This is a genomic window from Wolbachia endosymbiont of Drosophila nikananu (assembly GCF_028981865.1).
Taxonomy (GTDB): domain Bacteria; phylum Pseudomonadota; class Alphaproteobacteria; order Rickettsiales; family Anaplasmataceae; genus Wolbachia; species Wolbachia pipientis_B.
In genome coordinates this window covers 1-17395 of record NZ_JAPQLL010000015.1, presented here as the reverse complement: position 1 = coordinate 17395, position 17395 = coordinate 1, and the positions used below count along the sequence as shown (strand labels likewise).

At 36.6% G+C, this 17395-nt stretch carries 16 protein-coding genes, 1 tRNA gene and 2 pseudogenes; 9 read left to right on the top strand and 10 right to left on the bottom strand.

The features are described from left to right. Positions 1-62: 62 nt before the first annotated feature. Positions 63-221 (top strand): annotated as a pseudogene (locus OZD67_RS06190) (IS3 family transposase); the annotation flags it as partial. Positions 222-648: 427 nt separating this feature from the next. Here the strand turns inward: OZD67_RS06190 and OZD67_RS00990 are convergent. The 4 genes from OZD67_RS00990 to rpmE all read right to left on the bottom strand — a co-directional run bounded on the left by OZD67_RS00990 (position 649) and on the right by rpmE (position 3754). Then, a complete protein-coding gene (locus OZD67_RS00990) occupies positions 649-942 on the bottom strand; it encodes a hypothetical protein (RefSeq protein ID WP_274999635.1) in 294 nt (97 codons plus the stop codon). Between the two features lie 192 nt (positions 943-1134). Then, positions 1135-2652 carry a hypothetical protein gene (locus tag OZD67_RS00985; protein ID WP_259346620.1) on the bottom strand — a complete coding sequence of 506 codons (1518 nt, stop codon included), beginning with the start codon at positions 2650-2652 and terminating at the stop codon, positions 1135-1137. A gap of 84 nt (positions 2653-2736) precedes the next feature. Further along, positions 2737-3522: an NAD kinase gene (locus OZD67_RS00980; protein WP_182183057.1), complete on the bottom strand. Its 786-nt coding sequence runs from the start codon at positions 3520-3522 to the stop codon at positions 2737-2739. Between the two features lie 19 nt (positions 3523-3541). Further along, a complete protein-coding gene (gene rpmE, locus OZD67_RS00975; protein WP_182183058.1) occupies positions 3542-3754 on the bottom strand; it encodes a 50S ribosomal protein L31 in 213 nt (70 codons plus the stop codon). 128 nt (positions 3755-3882) lie between these two features. Between rpmE and fabD the strand changes: the two genes are divergently transcribed. After that, positions 3883-4866 (top strand): ACP S-malonyltransferase, encoded by a 984-nt coding sequence (gene fabD, locus OZD67_RS00970; RefSeq protein WP_182183060.1) that lies wholly within the window; start codon positions 3883-3885, stop codon positions 4864-4866. A 51-nt stretch (positions 4867-4917) separates the two neighbouring features. Further along, positions 4918-5673: a hypothetical protein gene (locus OZD67_RS00965; protein WP_182183061.1), complete on the top strand. Its 756-nt coding sequence runs from the start codon at positions 4918-4920 to the stop codon at positions 5671-5673. 14 nt (positions 5674-5687) lie between these two features. Here the strand turns inward: OZD67_RS00965 and gpmI are convergent, their stop codons facing one another. The 3 genes from gpmI to OZD67_RS00950 form a co-directional block, all read right to left on the bottom strand. Next, positions 5688-7184 carry a 2,3-bisphosphoglycerate-independent phosphoglycerate mutase gene (gene gpmI, locus OZD67_RS00960; protein WP_182183063.1) on the bottom strand — a complete coding sequence of 499 codons (1497 nt, stop codon included), beginning with the start codon at positions 7182-7184 and terminating at the stop codon, positions 5688-5690. 33 nt (positions 7185-7217) lie between these two features. After that, positions 7218-7289, bottom strand: a tRNA-Asn gene (locus OZD67_RS00955). Positions 7290-7308: 19 nt separating this feature from the next. After that, on the bottom strand, positions 7309-7500 hold the full coding sequence (locus OZD67_RS00950) for a hypothetical protein (RefSeq protein WP_182183065.1): 192 nt from the start codon (positions 7498-7500) through the stop codon (positions 7309-7311). A 252-nt stretch (positions 7501-7752) separates the two neighbouring features. Here OZD67_RS00950 and gatA point away from each other — a divergent pair, with 252 nt between their 5' ends. After that, positions 7753-9222, top strand: coding sequence for an Asp-tRNA(Asn)/Glu-tRNA(Gln) amidotransferase subunit GatA (gatA, locus tag OZD67_RS00945; RefSeq protein ID WP_182183067.1), 1470 nt, complete (start codon positions 7753-7755; stop codon positions 9220-9222). Between the two features lie 426 nt (positions 9223-9648). Here the strand turns inward: gatA and OZD67_RS06355 are convergent, their stop codons facing one another. Together OZD67_RS06355 and alaS are read right to left on the bottom strand one after the other, a co-directional pair. Continuing rightward, a complete protein-coding gene (locus OZD67_RS06355) occupies positions 9649-9792 on the bottom strand; it encodes a hypothetical protein (protein ID WP_259346621.1) in 144 nt (47 codons plus the stop codon). Between the two features lie 38 nt (positions 9793-9830). Continuing rightward, on the bottom strand, positions 9831-12440 hold the full coding sequence (gene alaS / locus OZD67_RS00935; protein ID WP_182183069.1) for an alanine--tRNA ligase: 2610 nt from the start codon (positions 12438-12440) through the stop codon (positions 9831-9833). A gap of 296 nt (positions 12441-12736) precedes the next feature. Here alaS and OZD67_RS00930 point away from each other — a divergent pair, with 296 nt between their 5' ends. The 4 genes from OZD67_RS00930 to fmt all read left to right on the top strand — a co-directional run bounded on the left by OZD67_RS00930 (position 12737) and on the right by fmt (position 14783). Next, a complete protein-coding gene (locus OZD67_RS00930; protein WP_182183071.1) occupies positions 12737-13180 on the top strand; it encodes a PAS domain-containing protein in 444 nt (147 codons plus the stop codon). Between the two features lie 98 nt (positions 13181-13278). After that, positions 13279-13485: a 50S ribosomal protein L35 gene (rpmI, locus tag OZD67_RS00925; protein WP_064125368.1), complete on the top strand. Its 207-nt coding sequence runs from the start codon at positions 13279-13281 to the stop codon at positions 13483-13485. 20 nt (positions 13486-13505) lie between these two features. Next, positions 13506-13871 (top strand): 50S ribosomal protein L20, encoded by a 366-nt coding sequence (gene rplT / locus OZD67_RS00920; RefSeq protein WP_182183073.1) that lies wholly within the window; start codon positions 13506-13508, stop codon positions 13869-13871. A gap of 12 nt (positions 13872-13883) precedes the next feature. Next, positions 13884-14783 (top strand): methionyl-tRNA formyltransferase, encoded by a 900-nt coding sequence (fmt, locus tag OZD67_RS00915; protein WP_182183074.1) that lies wholly within the window; start codon positions 13884-13886, stop codon positions 14781-14783. A gap of 87 nt (positions 14784-14870) precedes the next feature. On the opposite strand, the pseudogene OZD67_RS00910 reads toward fmt, so the two are convergent. Further along, positions 14871-15026, bottom strand: a pseudogene (locus tag OZD67_RS00910) (WPE palindromic element domain-containing protein); the annotation flags it as partial. A 133-nt stretch (positions 15027-15159) separates the two neighbouring features. On the opposite strand from OZD67_RS00910, the gene purH reads away from it, so the two are divergent. Then, positions 15160-16671 carry a bifunctional phosphoribosylaminoimidazolecarboxamide formyltransferase/IMP cyclohydrolase gene (purH, locus tag OZD67_RS00905; protein ID WP_182183077.1) on the top strand — a complete coding sequence of 504 codons (1512 nt, stop codon included), beginning with the start codon at positions 15160-15162 and terminating at the stop codon, positions 16669-16671. Positions 16672-17395: the final 724 nt, after the last annotated feature.

Sequence of the window (17395 nt, the reverse complement as noted above, 5' to 3'; positions counted from 1 at the left end):
TCTAACTCCTTTATTTCTTTATATTTCACCTTTCAAATATTTCATCTTACACTCCTTCTCTCAATTTTGAAAGAAGTCTACTTATTGATACCTCGCAACACTCTGCTCAACAAACTAGAACTGCCATATTTGAATACATAGAAATCTTTTATAACAAACAACATAGACATTCTACTATTAACTATTGCATTCCCGAACAATTTGATGCATCATTTTCATGACAAAAAAGTCTTAACTTTCTCTCTACTTTTTCTGGGTAAGGTCAACCACGAATGAATCGCGGTATGACGGTTCGTGGCGGAATGACGGTTAAGCAATTCGTCATCCCGCTGCTTGTTAGCGGATGAGATACCGCGAATGAATCGCGGTATGACGGTTAAGTAGGGTGTCATCCCAGTCTGGGATCTAGCCTTTATTATTTGGTTGAATTTAAGTCTTCTGGATCCCAGTGTCAAGCACTGGGATGACAAAAAAGGGGCTACTCTGATGACGAGAAAGGAGAACACCTACGCACGCTCACTTTGTCATTCCAGCGTGTAAAACATAGACCCCAAGTGTCAGCTACTTTCATGACATCATTATAAAGTGTCACGCGCTGGGATGACGAAGAAAGAGCATAAGGCATTGTGTTTTACGTTGTGCATTTGATTAACCGACACTATAAATAGCATCCTTACAATTATGAGATTGAACCACAACTTGCTCAAGCGTTAAACTGCAACGTTTTGCGTCCTTACTGTGATTTTCCCCAAGAACATTTGTCCTCTCTTGTTTTATTTCCTGAGCGAATTTCTCATTAACACCTTCAGCGCCAATCTTTTCCCGAGAGTATATAAGATTAGTACAATTTGTTTTTCTATAGTAATGTACACCAAGACACAAAATTAATAATGCAAGTACACCTGAGCCCATAAGTAATGATAGTCCTATGTCATTAGTCAAAGGGTTCTGGTAAAATTTTTGTACACCATTAACACCATTTGTTGCAAGTAGCCCTAAAGGAAGTGCTACATTTGCAGCAATTACACTGGCTAATAATGCAGTAAATAGTGGTCTGTCGTTGATTACTGATTCTATTTTGTTAGTTCTGCTAACTACTTTTTCGTCAATGTTGATGAAGTCATTCTTAGATTCTCAAGCATTAAGTACAAAATTTGAATGAGTGCCATTGCTATATTCTAGTCTTACAGATTTCATCACTTTGTCCTTTGGCTGGTGCTCCAACACATCATCTAAAATTTTATCTGCATCTTTTCCTTGGGTTTGATATTCTTCAGTATTTCTAAATTGCTTTACTGCTAAATATATTGGAAGAATTGCAAGCAATGAAGCAAGTACAATGACCGGTATAGTAATATAGCTTTGGTAGTTTGCAAAAAGTGCAGCAAATTTTGCTTTATCTTGTAAATATACTAAAGCTGCGGATGCACTAAGCATAACAGCAGTTACAACGGAAATTATAAAGCCCTTCTGCTGAATGGCATATTTTACCCTTGGCAAGAATCTGTTTGTTTTCTTGCTTGGGCTGATTAAAGGAATTTCTGAATCCATTTCACTATTGGTATCATCACTTTCAAGTAGAGAAGGAGTTAAACTATTATTGAGTTTTTCTAACATATCTTTCTCACTTTTTTCCCTATCACAAGAGTCACTAAATTTCGTTTCTCGTATCAACTGCATGAGAGATGGCACTTCATTATTAATTTTTTCCCTATTCCAAGGATCACTAAATTCCGTTTCTTGTGAAACTGATCTTTTCATTCCTGAGCTTTGATTATCTATTCCACTATCTGAACTCTCTTTCGAAGTTTTTTTACTTGGATCTATAGTTGCATAAATATGATTCTCCGGACCATCATCAACTGGATTCTCAAGATTCTGTATAGGCTCTTTAATCCATTTTCCTACTTTGTCTAAATAACCATCATCCGCTGCTCCGTCTGTTCTTGTTGTTGGCTCACTAGATACATTAATCCCTTTAAATGCAATATTGTTTATTTCCTCTTCCCTGACATCAACTTCCGCTATTTCTTGATCTATATTTTCTAAGAGACCCTTCATATCTTTTTCTAATAATCCTTCCTTGATGCTTTTATAAAAGTCATCAGCAGGATTAATGCCCCGCTGATTACCATCAACTAACATGACTTTTTGCGGTAATATACCTTTGTCTTTCTTATATGCTTTTAAAAGAGATAAAACACATAGATGTTTTGCAATTTGTGGATCTTGAGGCTCATTCATTCTTTTAGCTACTTCTGCTGAATTTAGTGGATCTTGACGCTTAGTCGTTCCTCCAACTACTTTAATACCTTGTGCCTGCTCTTCTGTTAAACCTAAATGATTTTTCACTACATACTCTACTGCTTTTATGTATTTTGCAGACGATACAATAGCAACTTCCACTCCGCTTGAAAGTGCAGACTTCAATACAGAATTTAGCTTCTCTTCATTTTTGATTCCTGAGCCTTCCTTTTGTAAAAATTCTTCTATTTTTTCTTTAATTACTGCTTTTTCTTTACCAGAATCATAATCATCATATCCCTTGGATGTAAAGAAATTGCACATAGAATTATTTGTAATTGTTTGATCAAAGTCAAATATTAATAGTGCATTCTCTTCAGACGATGGTAGATTCGTTACTGGTCCCATATTTACTCCAAAATTAATTATTAATGCTGCATTGATTACGCTATAGTTATTAAGATATAGTAAATACCAATTTACGTATAATTATTAGTATAGAAATTGTCTATCAAAGATCCTTTCATTCAGAGGGTAATCCTTGTCAAAAAGCAAAGTGATTGTGTTCTCATGGTCTTTTTGTATTTTTATCTGTGATATATTATGAAACTCCTTGTAATCTGATACTACAAGTGCTGGACGGTTTTTTGTGTCGTTAATGTCAATTTGTACGATTGTATCGTTTGATATTAACGCTCCATTCCAATGTCTTGGGTAATAGCTATTGATAGAGGTCAATGCAAGTAAATTTGAATTTAGCGGCAAGATTGGGCCACCAGCAGAGAAGTTATATGCAGTGCTGCCTGTGGGAGTAGATAATATTACTCCGTCCCCTCTAAATTTTTCTACTTTTAGCTTATCATTAATAGTGATATTCATTTCTACTATTTGGTTTGCTTTTCTAAAAACATATACCTCGTTTACCGCTATGTAGTGATACCTCTTGCCACTTGTGTCTGTTGCTTCCATTTTTAGCAAAGTTAACTGAGTTGAAGTTGCATGTTCTATATGATCAATTAAATCTTTAAAGCATTTATTCATCAAAAACCCAACATTGCCGGTATTTACCCCATACACATGCATGTTTTTATTTTCTATGACGTAATTATGCAAGGTACACAGCATAAAGCCATCACCGCCAACAACTATCAGTAGATCAATTTCGGACTTATTTTCTTCTGTTATATTGATAAAATTAAGTTTCTTTAATAGTTTAGATACTTCCTGCGATTTTGGTGACTCAGAAGCGATATAGCCTATATTTTTGTATTTATGCATCTGAAAAAGAAGCGAAAAACTAGAAAATATCCCCATATTTATCGTTAAACTTAGCTAATTTGCTAGTTTTATTTGTTGATCCACTTGCCAAACTTCCAGTCCATGCAGGGTGAGTGAGAGGATCCCTATCAAGTTTTATCTTATCACCTTCCTTTCCATAAGTGGAACGAGTTTCAACCTCTTGACCATCTGTCATGACTATAGTAACCTTATGATAATCAATTTCTGCCATTGTTGCTTATAAACTTTTAGTCAGTTAATATTCTAGTGAACTTAATTCACTAAGTCAATCATTATTCTAAAATATTGACAAAAAATAAATAAAATGTTATACTTAATAAGGAATAAATAATAGTTATCATGGTTTTTGCTTTCCCTGGTCAGGGCTCTCAGTTTGTAGGAATGGGAAAGAGCTTATATAGTGAGTTTTCCGTTGCAAGACAAGTATTTAATGAAGTGGATAGCATATTGGGTAGAAAGCTGTCTCATTTAATCTTCAACGGTCCTATTGAAGAATTAACCATTACAGAAAACACTCAGCCAGCTATAATGGCAGTGTCAATCGCGACGCTACGTGTTATCGAGCATGTGTTTGGTGAATCTCTTTTTTCTAATTATGGAATTAAATATGTTTGTGGACATTCAGTCGGTGAATATACAGCGCTATGTGCTGCAGGGGCATTGACTCTTGAGTCTGCAATCAAGCTGCTGAAAATTCGCAGCGAAGCAATGCATGAAGCTTCTTTGAAATGTGAAGGGGGAATGGTTGCATTGCTTGGAGCGGAGCTAAACGAAGTGGAAGATGTTTTAAAATCAGTCCAGATTGATAGAGTTTGTGAAATTGCAAATGATAACGGTGGTGGGCAAATAGTTATAAGTGGTACTAGAGAGGGTCTTGAAATATTACTCGATTTGCTCAAGAACTTGAACATCAAGAGATTAGTTAAGTTACAGGTTAGTGGACCTTTTCACTCATCTCTTATGAAACCTGCTGATGAAAAAGTTTTGGAATTTTTGGAGGGTATTAAAATAACCCGTCCTATAGTTCCTTTGATATCAAATGTTACAGCTAAAGAGGAGAATGATCCCAAAGTTATAAAAGCTTTACTTGCTAAACAAGTCATAAGCAGAGTGAGATGGAGAGAAATGGTTTTGTATATGGCAAGCCGTGGCATTAACAAATTTGTTGAAATTGGCCCTAATAAAGTTCTATCTAATCTAGTTAAAAGAATTGACCAATCTATCAGTACAAAAAGTATAGGTAATATTGGTGATATTGACAGCTTCTTTAATGAATCATTAATATTGACAGCAAAGAATTTAAAAGTAAAAGCGTATAGCTAGCATAAAGTAAAAATTGGGCTATTATTTACTTTTATTATTGATAGCAGTAAAATGTCAAACATCGACACTAAAGAATATGATCTAACGTTAGGTGATACCACAGTTAAGCTTTTTATTAAAAGTAGCGATACAAGTGGAATCAATTTTATCAATGTGCATCAAAATGAAGTAACTTCAAAAGAAGCTGGCGAGTGTATAATCCAGCAGTTTGGTGGAAGAATGCTGTACATTATCCATGGTGATGGTACCCCACGCAATGTAGAATTTTACTTAAATGGTGAGCGGTATGAATTTGATCCCAATCGTATATTTGACGACGTGGGTGCAGAGGCTAGTTTAAAAGAATTTGGCAATTTTTCAGAAGGTGCTTTGAAAGCAGTTAGAAATTTTGCAGAAAAAATTTTAGATTTCTTGCTTCCTGGTCAAGACCATATCATCGCTCTGCATAATAACTACAACTCTCCCAGCTACTCATTCAAAAGCTATTTTTCTCCACCACTTTCCCGTGATGTACTGAAGATTTATCCAGAAGTATGTCCAGAAAGCGGAACGGGTGAGTTTTTCTACATGACAGTTGAAGATTGGTTTGAGGCTTTAAAACAGAAGGGAGTTTTTAATATAATATTGCAAAACAACAAAGCGGTTGAAGACGATGGTTCTTTATCTGTATATGCTGGAGAAAACAATATTCGGTACTCTAATGTGGAAGCAGAGCATGGTCATTTAGAGCAGCAAATAGATATGCTATCTGCTATGCACAGTGTTTTGTTTCCTAATGCAAACCAACCCTCAACAGTAGAGTTATAGTAGCATAAGGTGTACTATACAATCAACGAACTACCTGTCATTTCATCAGGTTTCTTAATTCCAAGTAGCTGTAAAATAGTAGGGGCAATATCAGATAACCTTCCGTCTCTTAGTTTTAGATTATCGCAAGACACAATAAACGGCACTTTATTTAGAGTGTGTGCTGTATGAGGTGTATTATTTTCTTCATCGAACATACATTCCACATTACCATGGTCTGCAGTAACAATTAATGCGGTGTTGCTTGACTTTTTAACAGCACTCAGCACTTTCGCAAGACAACCATCTACAGCCAGCACAGCTTTCTCGGCTGCTTTTATATTACCTGTATGCCCTACCATATCAGGATTAGCGTAACTTACAACTATCAGTGCGAATTCTTGGGAGTGAATTTTTTCTACAAGCTTTTCTGTGAGCTTGAAGGCTGACATTTCGGGCTGCAAATCATAAGTTTGAACTTTTGGTGAGGGAATGAGTATTCTTTCTTCACCAGAGAAAGGTTTTTCTTTTCCACAATTAAAAAAGAAAGTCACATGAGCGTATTTTTCGGTTTCGGCGATGCGTAATTGTTGCAATTTATTGTCTTCTATTGTTTGTCCTAAAGTGTTAGCAAAAGATATAGGAGGAAAAATATAAGGAATTTTGAGATCTTCTTTATATTTCATCATGCTTAAAATTGAAGAGAGTTTTGCTATTTCAGTATGGTTTGTTTTACTAAGCAAAATACTTGCTAATTGTATCATTCGATCAGCACGAAAGTTAGCCAACAGCACTCCATCTTCTGGTTTTATACCTTGATAGTCACCTATTACTGCGGGCCTGACAAACTCATCAGTTATGTTATTTTGATAATTTTCATCAATCAACGATACTGCATTATCATGACAAGGTGCCTTTGCAAATGCGATAGCCTCATAAGCTTCAATTGTTCTCTCCCACCTGTTATCACGATCCATAGCATAGTAACGCCCAGAAACAGTAGCAATTCTTATGTCATTTCCCCTTATACTCTTTATAAATTCTTGAATGCATTTTTTTCCTGAATTTGGTAATGTGTCTCTGCCATCTAAAAATGCATGTATCACCACTTTGATTCCATGCTGTGATATTTTATTTGCTAAAGTCGAAATATGCTTTTGATGCGAATGAACACCGCCATCTGACACTAATCCCATTATATGGCACACTCCGTTCTTACTTTTTAGATTACTAATAAAACTTTGTAGATTTACATTGTTTTCTATTGCTCCAATCTCTTGATTAATGCGCTGAAGGCTTTGCATTACTACTCTACCACTGCCAATATTCATATGGCCAACTTCTGAATTACCTATTTGACTACCTGGTAACCCAACATCAGCTCCACAGGCGGATAAACTGCATTTTGGATAATTAGAGCTAATATATTGCCAACAGAGTGGATTTGCGTTGCTAATAGCATTATATTTACTGCTTTCTACTCCATTTCCCCAGCCATCTAGTATACATAAAACGATTGATTTAATGCCCATATAAGATTAACACTAGAATTTCATAGAGAAGAGCTCCCCGGGCCGGGTTCGAACCAGCGACTACTTGGTTAACAGCCAAGTGCTCTACCACTGAGCTACCGAGGAATAAACCTTCTTTAATTTATCACGTTGAACGTTGATTGTAAACGTTTTTTGTATACTTTGTAAGAGCCTGTTCAAATTCACTTCGCTTTATTACTTCAACAGTTGCACCAATAATATCTTTTATTTGCATTGCAAAATTCCCTCCTGTATAGCCCGCATCAACCAGTATATTTTTAACTCCAGAAAGGCTTTCTTTTGCATTGTTGACCATTCTCACAGCACTGCTGCGGTCAGTTATTCCTGCAGTTGTTACATAAATTGCATGTCTTGAGTATCAACTGCGATATGGCCCTGAGATTTTTTTACCAGCATCTAGCCTTTTTCTTCAGCAATATCTGCGTTCTTTACACTCTGAGCATCAATTATGTACAGGTCTTAGCTATATTTCTAGCTGTAACTATAAATGTATAGATTTTTTACCGTGCCATGTTATAATTAACGTCTTGCTAAAAATTAAATATTGATGAATGAACTAAAAAAGTTAAATATCACACAAATGCATGACGGGCTCAAAAAAAGGAGTTTTTCCGCTGTTGAACTCGTAGAGGCGCACATCAGTGCAGTTGAAAATGAGAAATTAAATGCATTTATAACAAAAACCCCAGAGATAGCAATGAAAGCTGCTAAAGCTGCAGATGAACATTTCTCTAGGCAAAAGGATGATTTAATCTCGCCGCTCATGGGTATACCAGTTGGCATCAAAGATCTATTCTGTACAAAAGGAATAAAAACAACAGCATGCTCAAAAATGCTGGAAAATTTCGTTCCGACTTACGAATCTACAGTGTCTGACTTGCTTTTAAAAAGTGGAGCAGCCATGCTCGGTAAGCTTAATATGGATGAATTTGCTATGGGTTCTGCGAATACAAACAGCTATTTTGGCCCTGTTGAAAATGTGTGGATTAGAAAAAGTGATGGGAAAAAAGTTGTTCCTGGTGGATCATCTGGTGGATCTGCAGCATCAGTTGCTGGATTTTTATGCGCTGGAGCGTTAGGAAGCGACACCGGTGGATCTGTACGCCAACCAGCAGCTTATTGTGGAGTAGTTGGAATAAAGCCAACTTATGGAAGATGCTCTCGTTTTGGTATGATTGCATTTGCGAGTTCTCTGGATCAAGCAGGAGTCATTACTCGTTCTGTCTCTGATTCAGCATTAATGCTGGAAGCAATTTGTGGCTATGATAAAAAAGATTCAATATCGAGCGAAAAGCCAGTGCCTAAATTTTCTAGCTTTATAAATGGTGATGTCAAGGGTAAGTGTATTGGTATACCAAAAGAATATAGGATGGATGGAATTTCAGAGGAAATAGTTCATAATTGGGAAAGAGTTGCTTCCTATTTAAAAGAAAATGGCGCTGAAGTTGTTGACATTACTCTGCCACATACTAAATATGCAATACCGGTCTATTATTTAATCTGTTCTGCTGAAACTTCATCCAATCTTGCTCGTTACGATGGTGTGCGTTATGGATTAAGGGTTGATGCTGATACCCTTGAAGAAATGTATTCACTAACAAGAGCAGAAGGTTTTGGTAAAGAGGTGAAAAGAAGAATTTTAATTGGCGCTTATGCGCTTTCTTCAAGTCATTATAATGAATATTACGAAAAAGCGCAGTGCATTAGAGCATTAATCAGAAATGATTTTATAAAAGCATTTGAAAAAATAGATTATATACTTGTACCATCTGCTCCAACAGAAGCTTTTGGCTTAAATGAAAAGCCAGATCCGCTAATTATGTGCATCAATGATGTGTTTACCGTGCCAGCAAGTCTTGCAGGATTGCCTGCTATTTCTGTTCCTGTTGGGCTTTCCAATGAGGGTTTACCACTTGCCTTGCAAGTGATTGGAAATTATTATGACGAAGCTGGAATATTAAATGTGGCAAGTGTGATAGAGCAAAATTGCGGCAGAATAATTAGACCTCTTGCATAACCTATTTTCTGATAGTAATCTTTGCATTAAAATTTGCTAACGAAAAAACTTCTTTGACAAACTCCGCCAGCCCCCTTATCATGACATTAAGGGTATCTCTGACTCAAAACTTGTTTTTGATCTGCGCAGGTTCAATGACAAAATTCAGTAAAAAACTTAGGGTATTTTTTGGCGGATTACATAAAATTATAGTGGCTGCATGTCTTTTAAAATTTTTCTACATTCAGCCAAATCGCGCTTATTTTAAGCGTTAGCACATTATTACAGCGCCACTTACAGTAATATAGAGTCAAAACTCGCTACTCGGGGCTTCTTTTGCCTTTTTTTTTATTTGGTAAATTTCTTAATATTTATAGCAACATGAACTGGGCAGGAAGGTGTCATTCCAGTGCTCCTTTTTTTCTCATCCGAGTAGTCCCTATGATGTCATTCCAGTGCTTGACACTGGAATCCAGTTTTCCATATAACCTCATCGAAAATGTTGCAACCACTTTCTATACTAGTTTGCTTGTGAGCAACCTGGATCCCAGTGTCTGGGCACTGGGATGACAAGAAAGAGGCTACTTTCATGACACCATGACAACCGTCATCCCGCTACTTGTTAGCGGCTAAGAGATACCGCGGCGGTATGACGTAGAGTGCTTAGAAGCGGTTATTTTGCTATAAATAGCTGTAATGGCATCATCTATTTTATTGCTATCACAGCCTGTTTGTGCAAGTTCAGCATTCCCACCACAGTTCTTTTCAACTGCTATTGATATTAGTTCTTTTGCGCTAATCTTATTGATTAAATCTTTACTTACTTTAATAATCAAGACTATTTTATCTTTTTCTGTTGCCGTGAAAGCTATTACCGTTTTTGGTTTTTGTTGCTGCAAAACAAACTCTCTTATTACATTTGCTGGAATATCAGTGAAAGTGTGGCTTATAAAATTTATTCCATTTATTTCAGTGCTTTTTATATTCTCTGCACTCACAAGCTTTTTATATAGGTTTCTTATTTCGGTTTCGGATTTTTTGTGTTCTTGACTTAAAACACTTAATCTGCTTGTTATTTCACTTACTGGCACTTTTACGAATTCTGCAACTTTTTTTAAGTTAATTTCATTATCACGTACATAATTAATTGCTTCCTGACCAGTTAAAGCTTCAATTCTCCTCACTCCAAAAGCAACAGAACTTTCTGTTACTATCTTAAATAAACCGATTTCTCCAGTATGTTCAACGTGCGTGCCACCACATAGCTCTTTCGAATCTCCAATATTTACAACTCTCACCTGATCACCATATTTTTCACCAAACAACGCCATGGCTCCTTCGTCTATTGCCTGATTCATGCTTTGAATTTTTGTAGATGCAGAAAGATTTTCTCTGATTAGAGAGTTTACCATATCCTCTACCCAGAATAACTGATCTTGAGTCACTTGAGTGTTATGGCTGAAGTCGAATCTCAGTCTATCTGGTGCAACTAGGGAACCTTTTTGAGTGACATGATCACCCAAGATTTTCCTCAATGCAAAGTGCAGAAGATGCGTAGCCGAATGATTTCTTCTTAAGGTTTGCCTTCTTTCCTTGTCAATGCTTGCTGCAACTGTATCACCTTTACACATTGAGCCAGATTTAACTATGCATCTGTGCAAATATAGGTCATTAACCTTATTGGTATTCTCGACTATAATAATACTTCTATCAGATTTGATCAGACTGCCAGTATCTCCCACCTGTCCACCTGACTCGCCATAAAAAGGTGTTTTATCAAGTATAATGGTTATCTTTTCTCCCTCCTTTGCAGAATCAATTACTTCATTTTTATAGGAAACTATAGCTAGTATTTTCGCATCACTTACTTCATTGAACTCATAACCAACAAATTTTGTTTTGCCAAATTTATTGATCAAATCAAACCATACTTGCTCAACAGATTTTTCACCAGATCCAGCCCATTTAGCACGTGCTCTCTCTTTTTGTTCTCCCATTGCATTATCAAAACCCTTCTGGTCAAAATTTATTTTTTTCTCTTTTAAAACATCAAGTGTAATATCCAAAGGAAACCCATAGGTGTCATATAGCTTAAATGCTGATTCTCCAGGCAAAGTATCGCCCGATTTTAAATCTGTAGTGAATTTCTCCAGGAGATTGATACCTTTCATCAAAGTGTCTTTAAAGTTTTCTTCCTCTGATTTTAACGTCGTTTCTATTAAGCTTTTGGCTCTGACTAATTCAGGATAAACATCTCCCATATAAGCCGAACTCGTGCTATCTATCAGCGCCGGAAAAATGCGATGGAGTAGAGAATCATTATATCCAAGCAGGTGGATATAACGTGTGGCTCTCCTAATTAATCTGCGTAATACGTAATTCCTGCCCTCATTTCCAGGAAGCACTCCTTCTGCGATGAGAAATGCAGCCGCGCGAAGATGATCTGCTACGATCTTATGCGCTATTTTATTTTCCGTTCTTCCACAGTACTCTTGAGATTTATTGATCAGAGCAGAAAATAGATCAATATCATAGTTATCATGGACATTTTGCATTACAGTAGCTATTCTCTCAAGACCCATTCCAGTATCGATGCATTTTTTTGGCAATTTGTGTAAATTACCTTCTTCATCTTTGTTAAACTCCATGAATACCAGATTCCAGATTTCAACAATTCTATCGTCGTCTTGTAAATTAGGACTCCCATGGTCATAAAAAATTTCAGAACATGGACCGCATGGACCAGTGCTTCCCATACTCCAAAAGTTATCATCCGTTGTAATTCTTATGATTTTATCACTTGAAAAGCCACTTATCTTACGCCAAATCTCGTACGCCTCATCATCAGTATGGTAGACGGTTATGGATAGTCTGTTTTTATCAAGAGATAACTCCTTAGTGATAAATTTCCACGCAAATTCTATCGCAGTTTCCTTAAAGTAATCACCAAAGCTAAAATTTCCGAGCATTTCAAAAAATGTGTGATGCCGAGTTGTATAGCCAACATTTTCAAGATCGTTGTGTTTACCACCTGCTCTTAGGCACTTTTGACTTGAGACAGCACGTTTCATTTCAGTTTTTTGAGCACCAGTAAAAATATTTTTAAACTGCACCATACCAGCATTTGTAAACATGAGTGTTGGGTCATGTTCTGGAATCAAAGGAGAAGAAGAAACCTGCTCGTGGCCATTACTTATAAAAAATTTTATAAATCTTTCTCTGATTTTACTTAACTTCATTATTTTTATTGAGATTATCCATGAATAATAAGCTGCAATGGAAATAAAATCAATACCACTCTCTATAGCTAACTCAAGAAAGGTTTCCCTACGTCATACCGCCGTGGTATCTCAGCATAGATTCCGCTAACGAGTAGCGGAATGACGAATTTGTTGTTTTTCAAATTGTAGGTAAACCTAAGCCACTTTAGCTATAGATCTCAGAACTTCTAGTAACATGCACCTTGTGGTAAGAAAAAATCAATATATTCACGATAAATTTACCTCATATCTGTGTTTTATATGTGGAAATTGGAATGGAAATTTATGTAGGCAAAGAAAAAAGAATAGCAAATGTGGTAACTGAGCACTGGAGTGACATAAAAGGACCAGACAGAGATTGGCCAGAAAGGCACGAAATAGACACTGCAGAAATAATGGGGTCGTGGCAGCATTGTTTTATCATTGAAGTCAAGGATCAAGGTTATATTTGTGAAAATGCAGGAGAAAAGGCTGTTGAATTTTATGGTTTTGAGAAAAAGACGCGCATTGATAATAAGTATGCAATTGATGCACCATTTTTGCGACTATATAAAATAGATGCAGTCATTGATAAACTTGATACTGTAATAGAGAGTAAATGCCCAATCAATGAAGAGGAAGAAAGTGAAAGTGTTAAAATGAGGCAAGTATTGTTGCCACTTGGGAATAAAGAAGGTATAACACACATATTGGGCATAATTACTTTTAAACTCCTTTAATATACAATTTTAATTTGATTCTTTAATAAAATTATTTATACTAATGCTTAATTACTATTAAAGAACTCAATAGTAGTGTTTGTAAATTTATTTGGAATATGAAGAGAATAAAATTAAAAACCAAATCTTCTGTTAAAAAGCGCTTTCACCTTACAGCTAAGGGTAAAGTCATTTCTACTCAGTCAGGCAAAAGGCATGGCATGGTAAAGAGAAGCAAATCTAATATTCGTAATCAGCGCGGTACAACGATTCTTGGTAAATCTGACTCGCGTATAGTTAAGCTTTATATGCCTTATGGTATTTAACAAAATGGAGGTAAAATAAAATGGCTCGGGTAAAACGTGGAGTCACTACTCACGCTCGTCATAAAAAAATATTGAAACTGGCAAAGGGTTATAGAGGACGTGCAAAAAGCTGTTATAGAATTGCATTACAAAGAGTTGAAAAAGCACTGCAATATGCTTACAGAGACAGAAGAACCCGTAAACGTGATTTTCGTAGCTTATGGATAATACGTATTAATGCAGCAGCAAGAGAGCATGGGCTTACTTATGGTAGGTTTATGCATGGTCTTACACTTGCCGGCATTGATTTAAATAGAAAAATTCTTGCTGAGATGGCCGTTAATTATAAGGATGATTTTGCCAAATTAGTAGAAGCTGCAAGTGGTAAACTAGCGGAGAATTCTTAAAGCAAAAACACCATGAGAATTATTTTCATGGGATCACCAGGATTTGCTGTTAATTCTCTGAGCTTGTTACTGAAATCAAAGAGCGAAGTGGTAGCAGTATACACTAAGGCTCCAAAACCTTCAGGACGTGGGCAGAAGCCAACGAAATCTCCAGTACATGTTATCGCTAAAGAAAGTAACATAGAGGTATGTACTCCTATCTCTCTAAAGTTTTCGGCAGAGCAAGAAAAATTTAGAAATTTCAAACCAGACGTTGCAGTTGTTGCTGCGTATGGATTGATACTTCCAAGAGAAATTTTGAATATTCCTAAATATGGTTGTATTAATATTCACCCTTCATTACTACCAAGGTGGCGTGGTGCAGCTCCGATACAGCACACAATTTTAGCAGGAGATCAAGAAACCGGGGTTAGCATTATGCAATTGGATGAAGGATTAGATTCCGGCCCTGTTTTAAAACAGGAAAAATTTCTTATCGAAAAGAACGATAACTACAAGACATTGCATGATAAATTGTCTGAATTAGGCAGTGATTTACTGCTGAAAGTGCTAAACGAAATTGAAAAACAGGTTCCCTTAAAACAGAACGATAATGATGCATGTTACGCTGACAAAGTGGAAGATTATAAAATTTATGCAAGTGATGCTTGTGAGGTTGCTTATAGAAAGGTTAAAGCATTTTACCCAAAAGCGTTCATCAAGATAGAGAATAAACGTATCAGGATACTTAATGCTGACTTTGAAGCTCTCGCTTCAGAACAAGGCAAGATCGTTAATGATAATATGCACATAAGTTTAAAAGGTGGCACTTTAATTCCTAAAGTTGTACAAATGGAAGGGAGAAATCCTTGCAGTATTGAAGATTTTATTCGTGGCTTGAAATCAAGCATGGTAAAAAAATTTATAGAATAGACTGCTTTGAAGGGAAGGTTAGGAGGGCTAAAGCAACTTCTACAATTTGGTATTCCGCTGCTTGTTAGCGGAATCTACAACAAGATACCGCGTTTTGGTGTACGAACATTGCAATTTGCAGGTAATTTGAGTAGTAGATGGTGTCATTCCAGTGCTTGACACTGGAATCCAGTTTCTATTGTACAGCCACCTGGTGTGCTCATTTAAAGTGAAGTTTTCTGGATCCCAGTGTCTGGGCACTGGGATGACATCTTTCTTGGTCTCTTGTATCACAATGTTCATACAGCTGTGAATACCACGGCGGTATGACGTAGTAGCTATATATAGGCAAATTCCTTTTTCTTAGATATAATCTTAAAAGACTTTCTGTACAAAAATGAAAATAAAAAGAGCTTTAATATCAGTATACGACAAAACGAATATAATTGATCTTGCATCGTTTTTAATGCAGCAACAAACAGAAATTCTCTCAACGGGAAATACTTATAAAGCGCTATCTGATGCCGGAATAAAAACACAAGAGGTCTCAGATTACACACAATTTCCAGAGATACTGGGTGGTAGAGTAAAAACTTTACACCCTAAAATTCATGGAGGAATACTTTGCAATAGAGAAAAGCACAAAACGGAAATGCAAAATCTAGGTGTTGAGCCAATAGACCTGCTTATAACTAACCTATACCCATTTTGGGAGACAGTAAGTAGCGGCTCAAATGAAGATCAAATTATAGAACAAATTGATATCGGCGGAGTGGCGTTAATTAGAGCTGCAGCAAAAAACTTTCGTTTTACTTCAGTTATTTCTAGCATTCAAGACTACGAAGCACTAAAAGCTGAGATGATAAAAAATAACAATGGAACAACATTGGAATATAGAAAACATTTAGCAACCAAAGCATTTGCTCTCACTGCACACTATGACTCTAATATTCACAGTTGGTTTTTATCCCAGAGTAAAAATAATGAGTTGCCAGAGTTTTTTGCACTATATGGACATAAAGTACAAGAACTCAGGTATGGTGAAAATCCCCATCAAAAAGCTGCATTTTATAGCAATCAATTTACCAAATATCCGTTGGAAAAAATACATGGAAAAGAGCTGAGTTATAATAATATAGTAGATATAGAATCTGCACTTAACATAACTTCTGAATTTGAAGAACCTGCAGCAGTGATAATAAAGCACAATAACCCATGTGGCGCTGCTATTGGTGATAATGCTTTAGAGGCATATGAAAAGGCTCTATCGTGTGATGAAACAAGCAGTTTTGGCGGAATAGTCGCTTTAAATCGGGAGATAGATTTAAAGCTAGCAGAAAAATTAAACGAGATATTTTTGGAAGTAGTGATAGCACCTTCAGTCAGCAATGAAGCACTAAAAATTTTGCAAAGAAAGAAAAATTTAAGAGTGATTATTCATAAATCTTTCCAACAAAATGTGAAATACCAAACTAAAAATGTTATTGGTGGGTTTTTGGTGCAAGAAAATAATGACCACACAATAAAAGCAGAACAAGTAACAGAATACACTACAACAGAAAAAGAAAAGGAAGATCTTATTTTTGCCTGGAAAATATGTAAACATGTGAAATCCAACGCAATAGTTATAGCAAAAGATGGTTGTGCTATTGGCATCGGTGCAGGACAAACAAGCAGAATAGATAGTGTGAACATTGCAGTAAAAAAAGCAGGTAAAAAATGTAAAGGTGCAGTGCTTGCTTCAGATGCATTTTTTCCATTCCCAGATAGCATAGTAGAAAGTGCAAAACATGGAATTACAGCTATAATTCAGCCTGGTGGCTCGCTGAAAGATCAAGATGTGATAAAAGCTGCAAATGAAAATAAAATTGCTATGTTTTTCACTGGCGTTCGCAGTTTTTTCCATTAGGCTTTGTGTCTTATGGCTAGAGATTTTTCCATATCATACCACCATAACTGTACGAACATTGTGATTTGAGTCCACAAGGGAGGATGTCATTCAAGTAGCCCCCTTCCCCTGTTATCCCAGTGCTCTGACTACTTGGATCCAGATTGAACACTGAGCTGGTGAGTATAAAAGTATAGCTTCTACGTCATACCGTGATTTATTCACGGTATCTCATCCGCTAACACGTAGCGGAATACTTAACCATCATCTACACCGTCATACCGCGATTCATTCGCGGTATCTCATCCGCTAACAAGAGATCCCGCTAACACGTAGCGGGATGACGAGATGCCACCGCGAACCGTCATACCGCGATTCATTCGCGGTATCTTTTAGCCGCTAACACGTAGCGGTATGATGATTCTTCAAATCGTCAAGGTGTCATCCAAGTAGCCTTCTCTTCCTGTCATCCCAGTGCTTGACACTGGGATCCAGAAGACGTAATTTCAACCAAGTGGCTGCATAATAAAGGCTGGATTCCAGTGCCAAGCACTGGAATGACATCACAGGGGCACTGAGATGACACCTGTAGCCCTACGTCATACCGTCACGGTATCTCAGCCGCTAACACGTAGCGGGATGACGGTTGTCGTTTAGCTATAAATATTAAGAAATTTACCAAACGAAAAAAAAGGCAAAAGAAGCCCTAGTCATTGTCTATTTTCAGTATTGGCGTTTTTTAAGT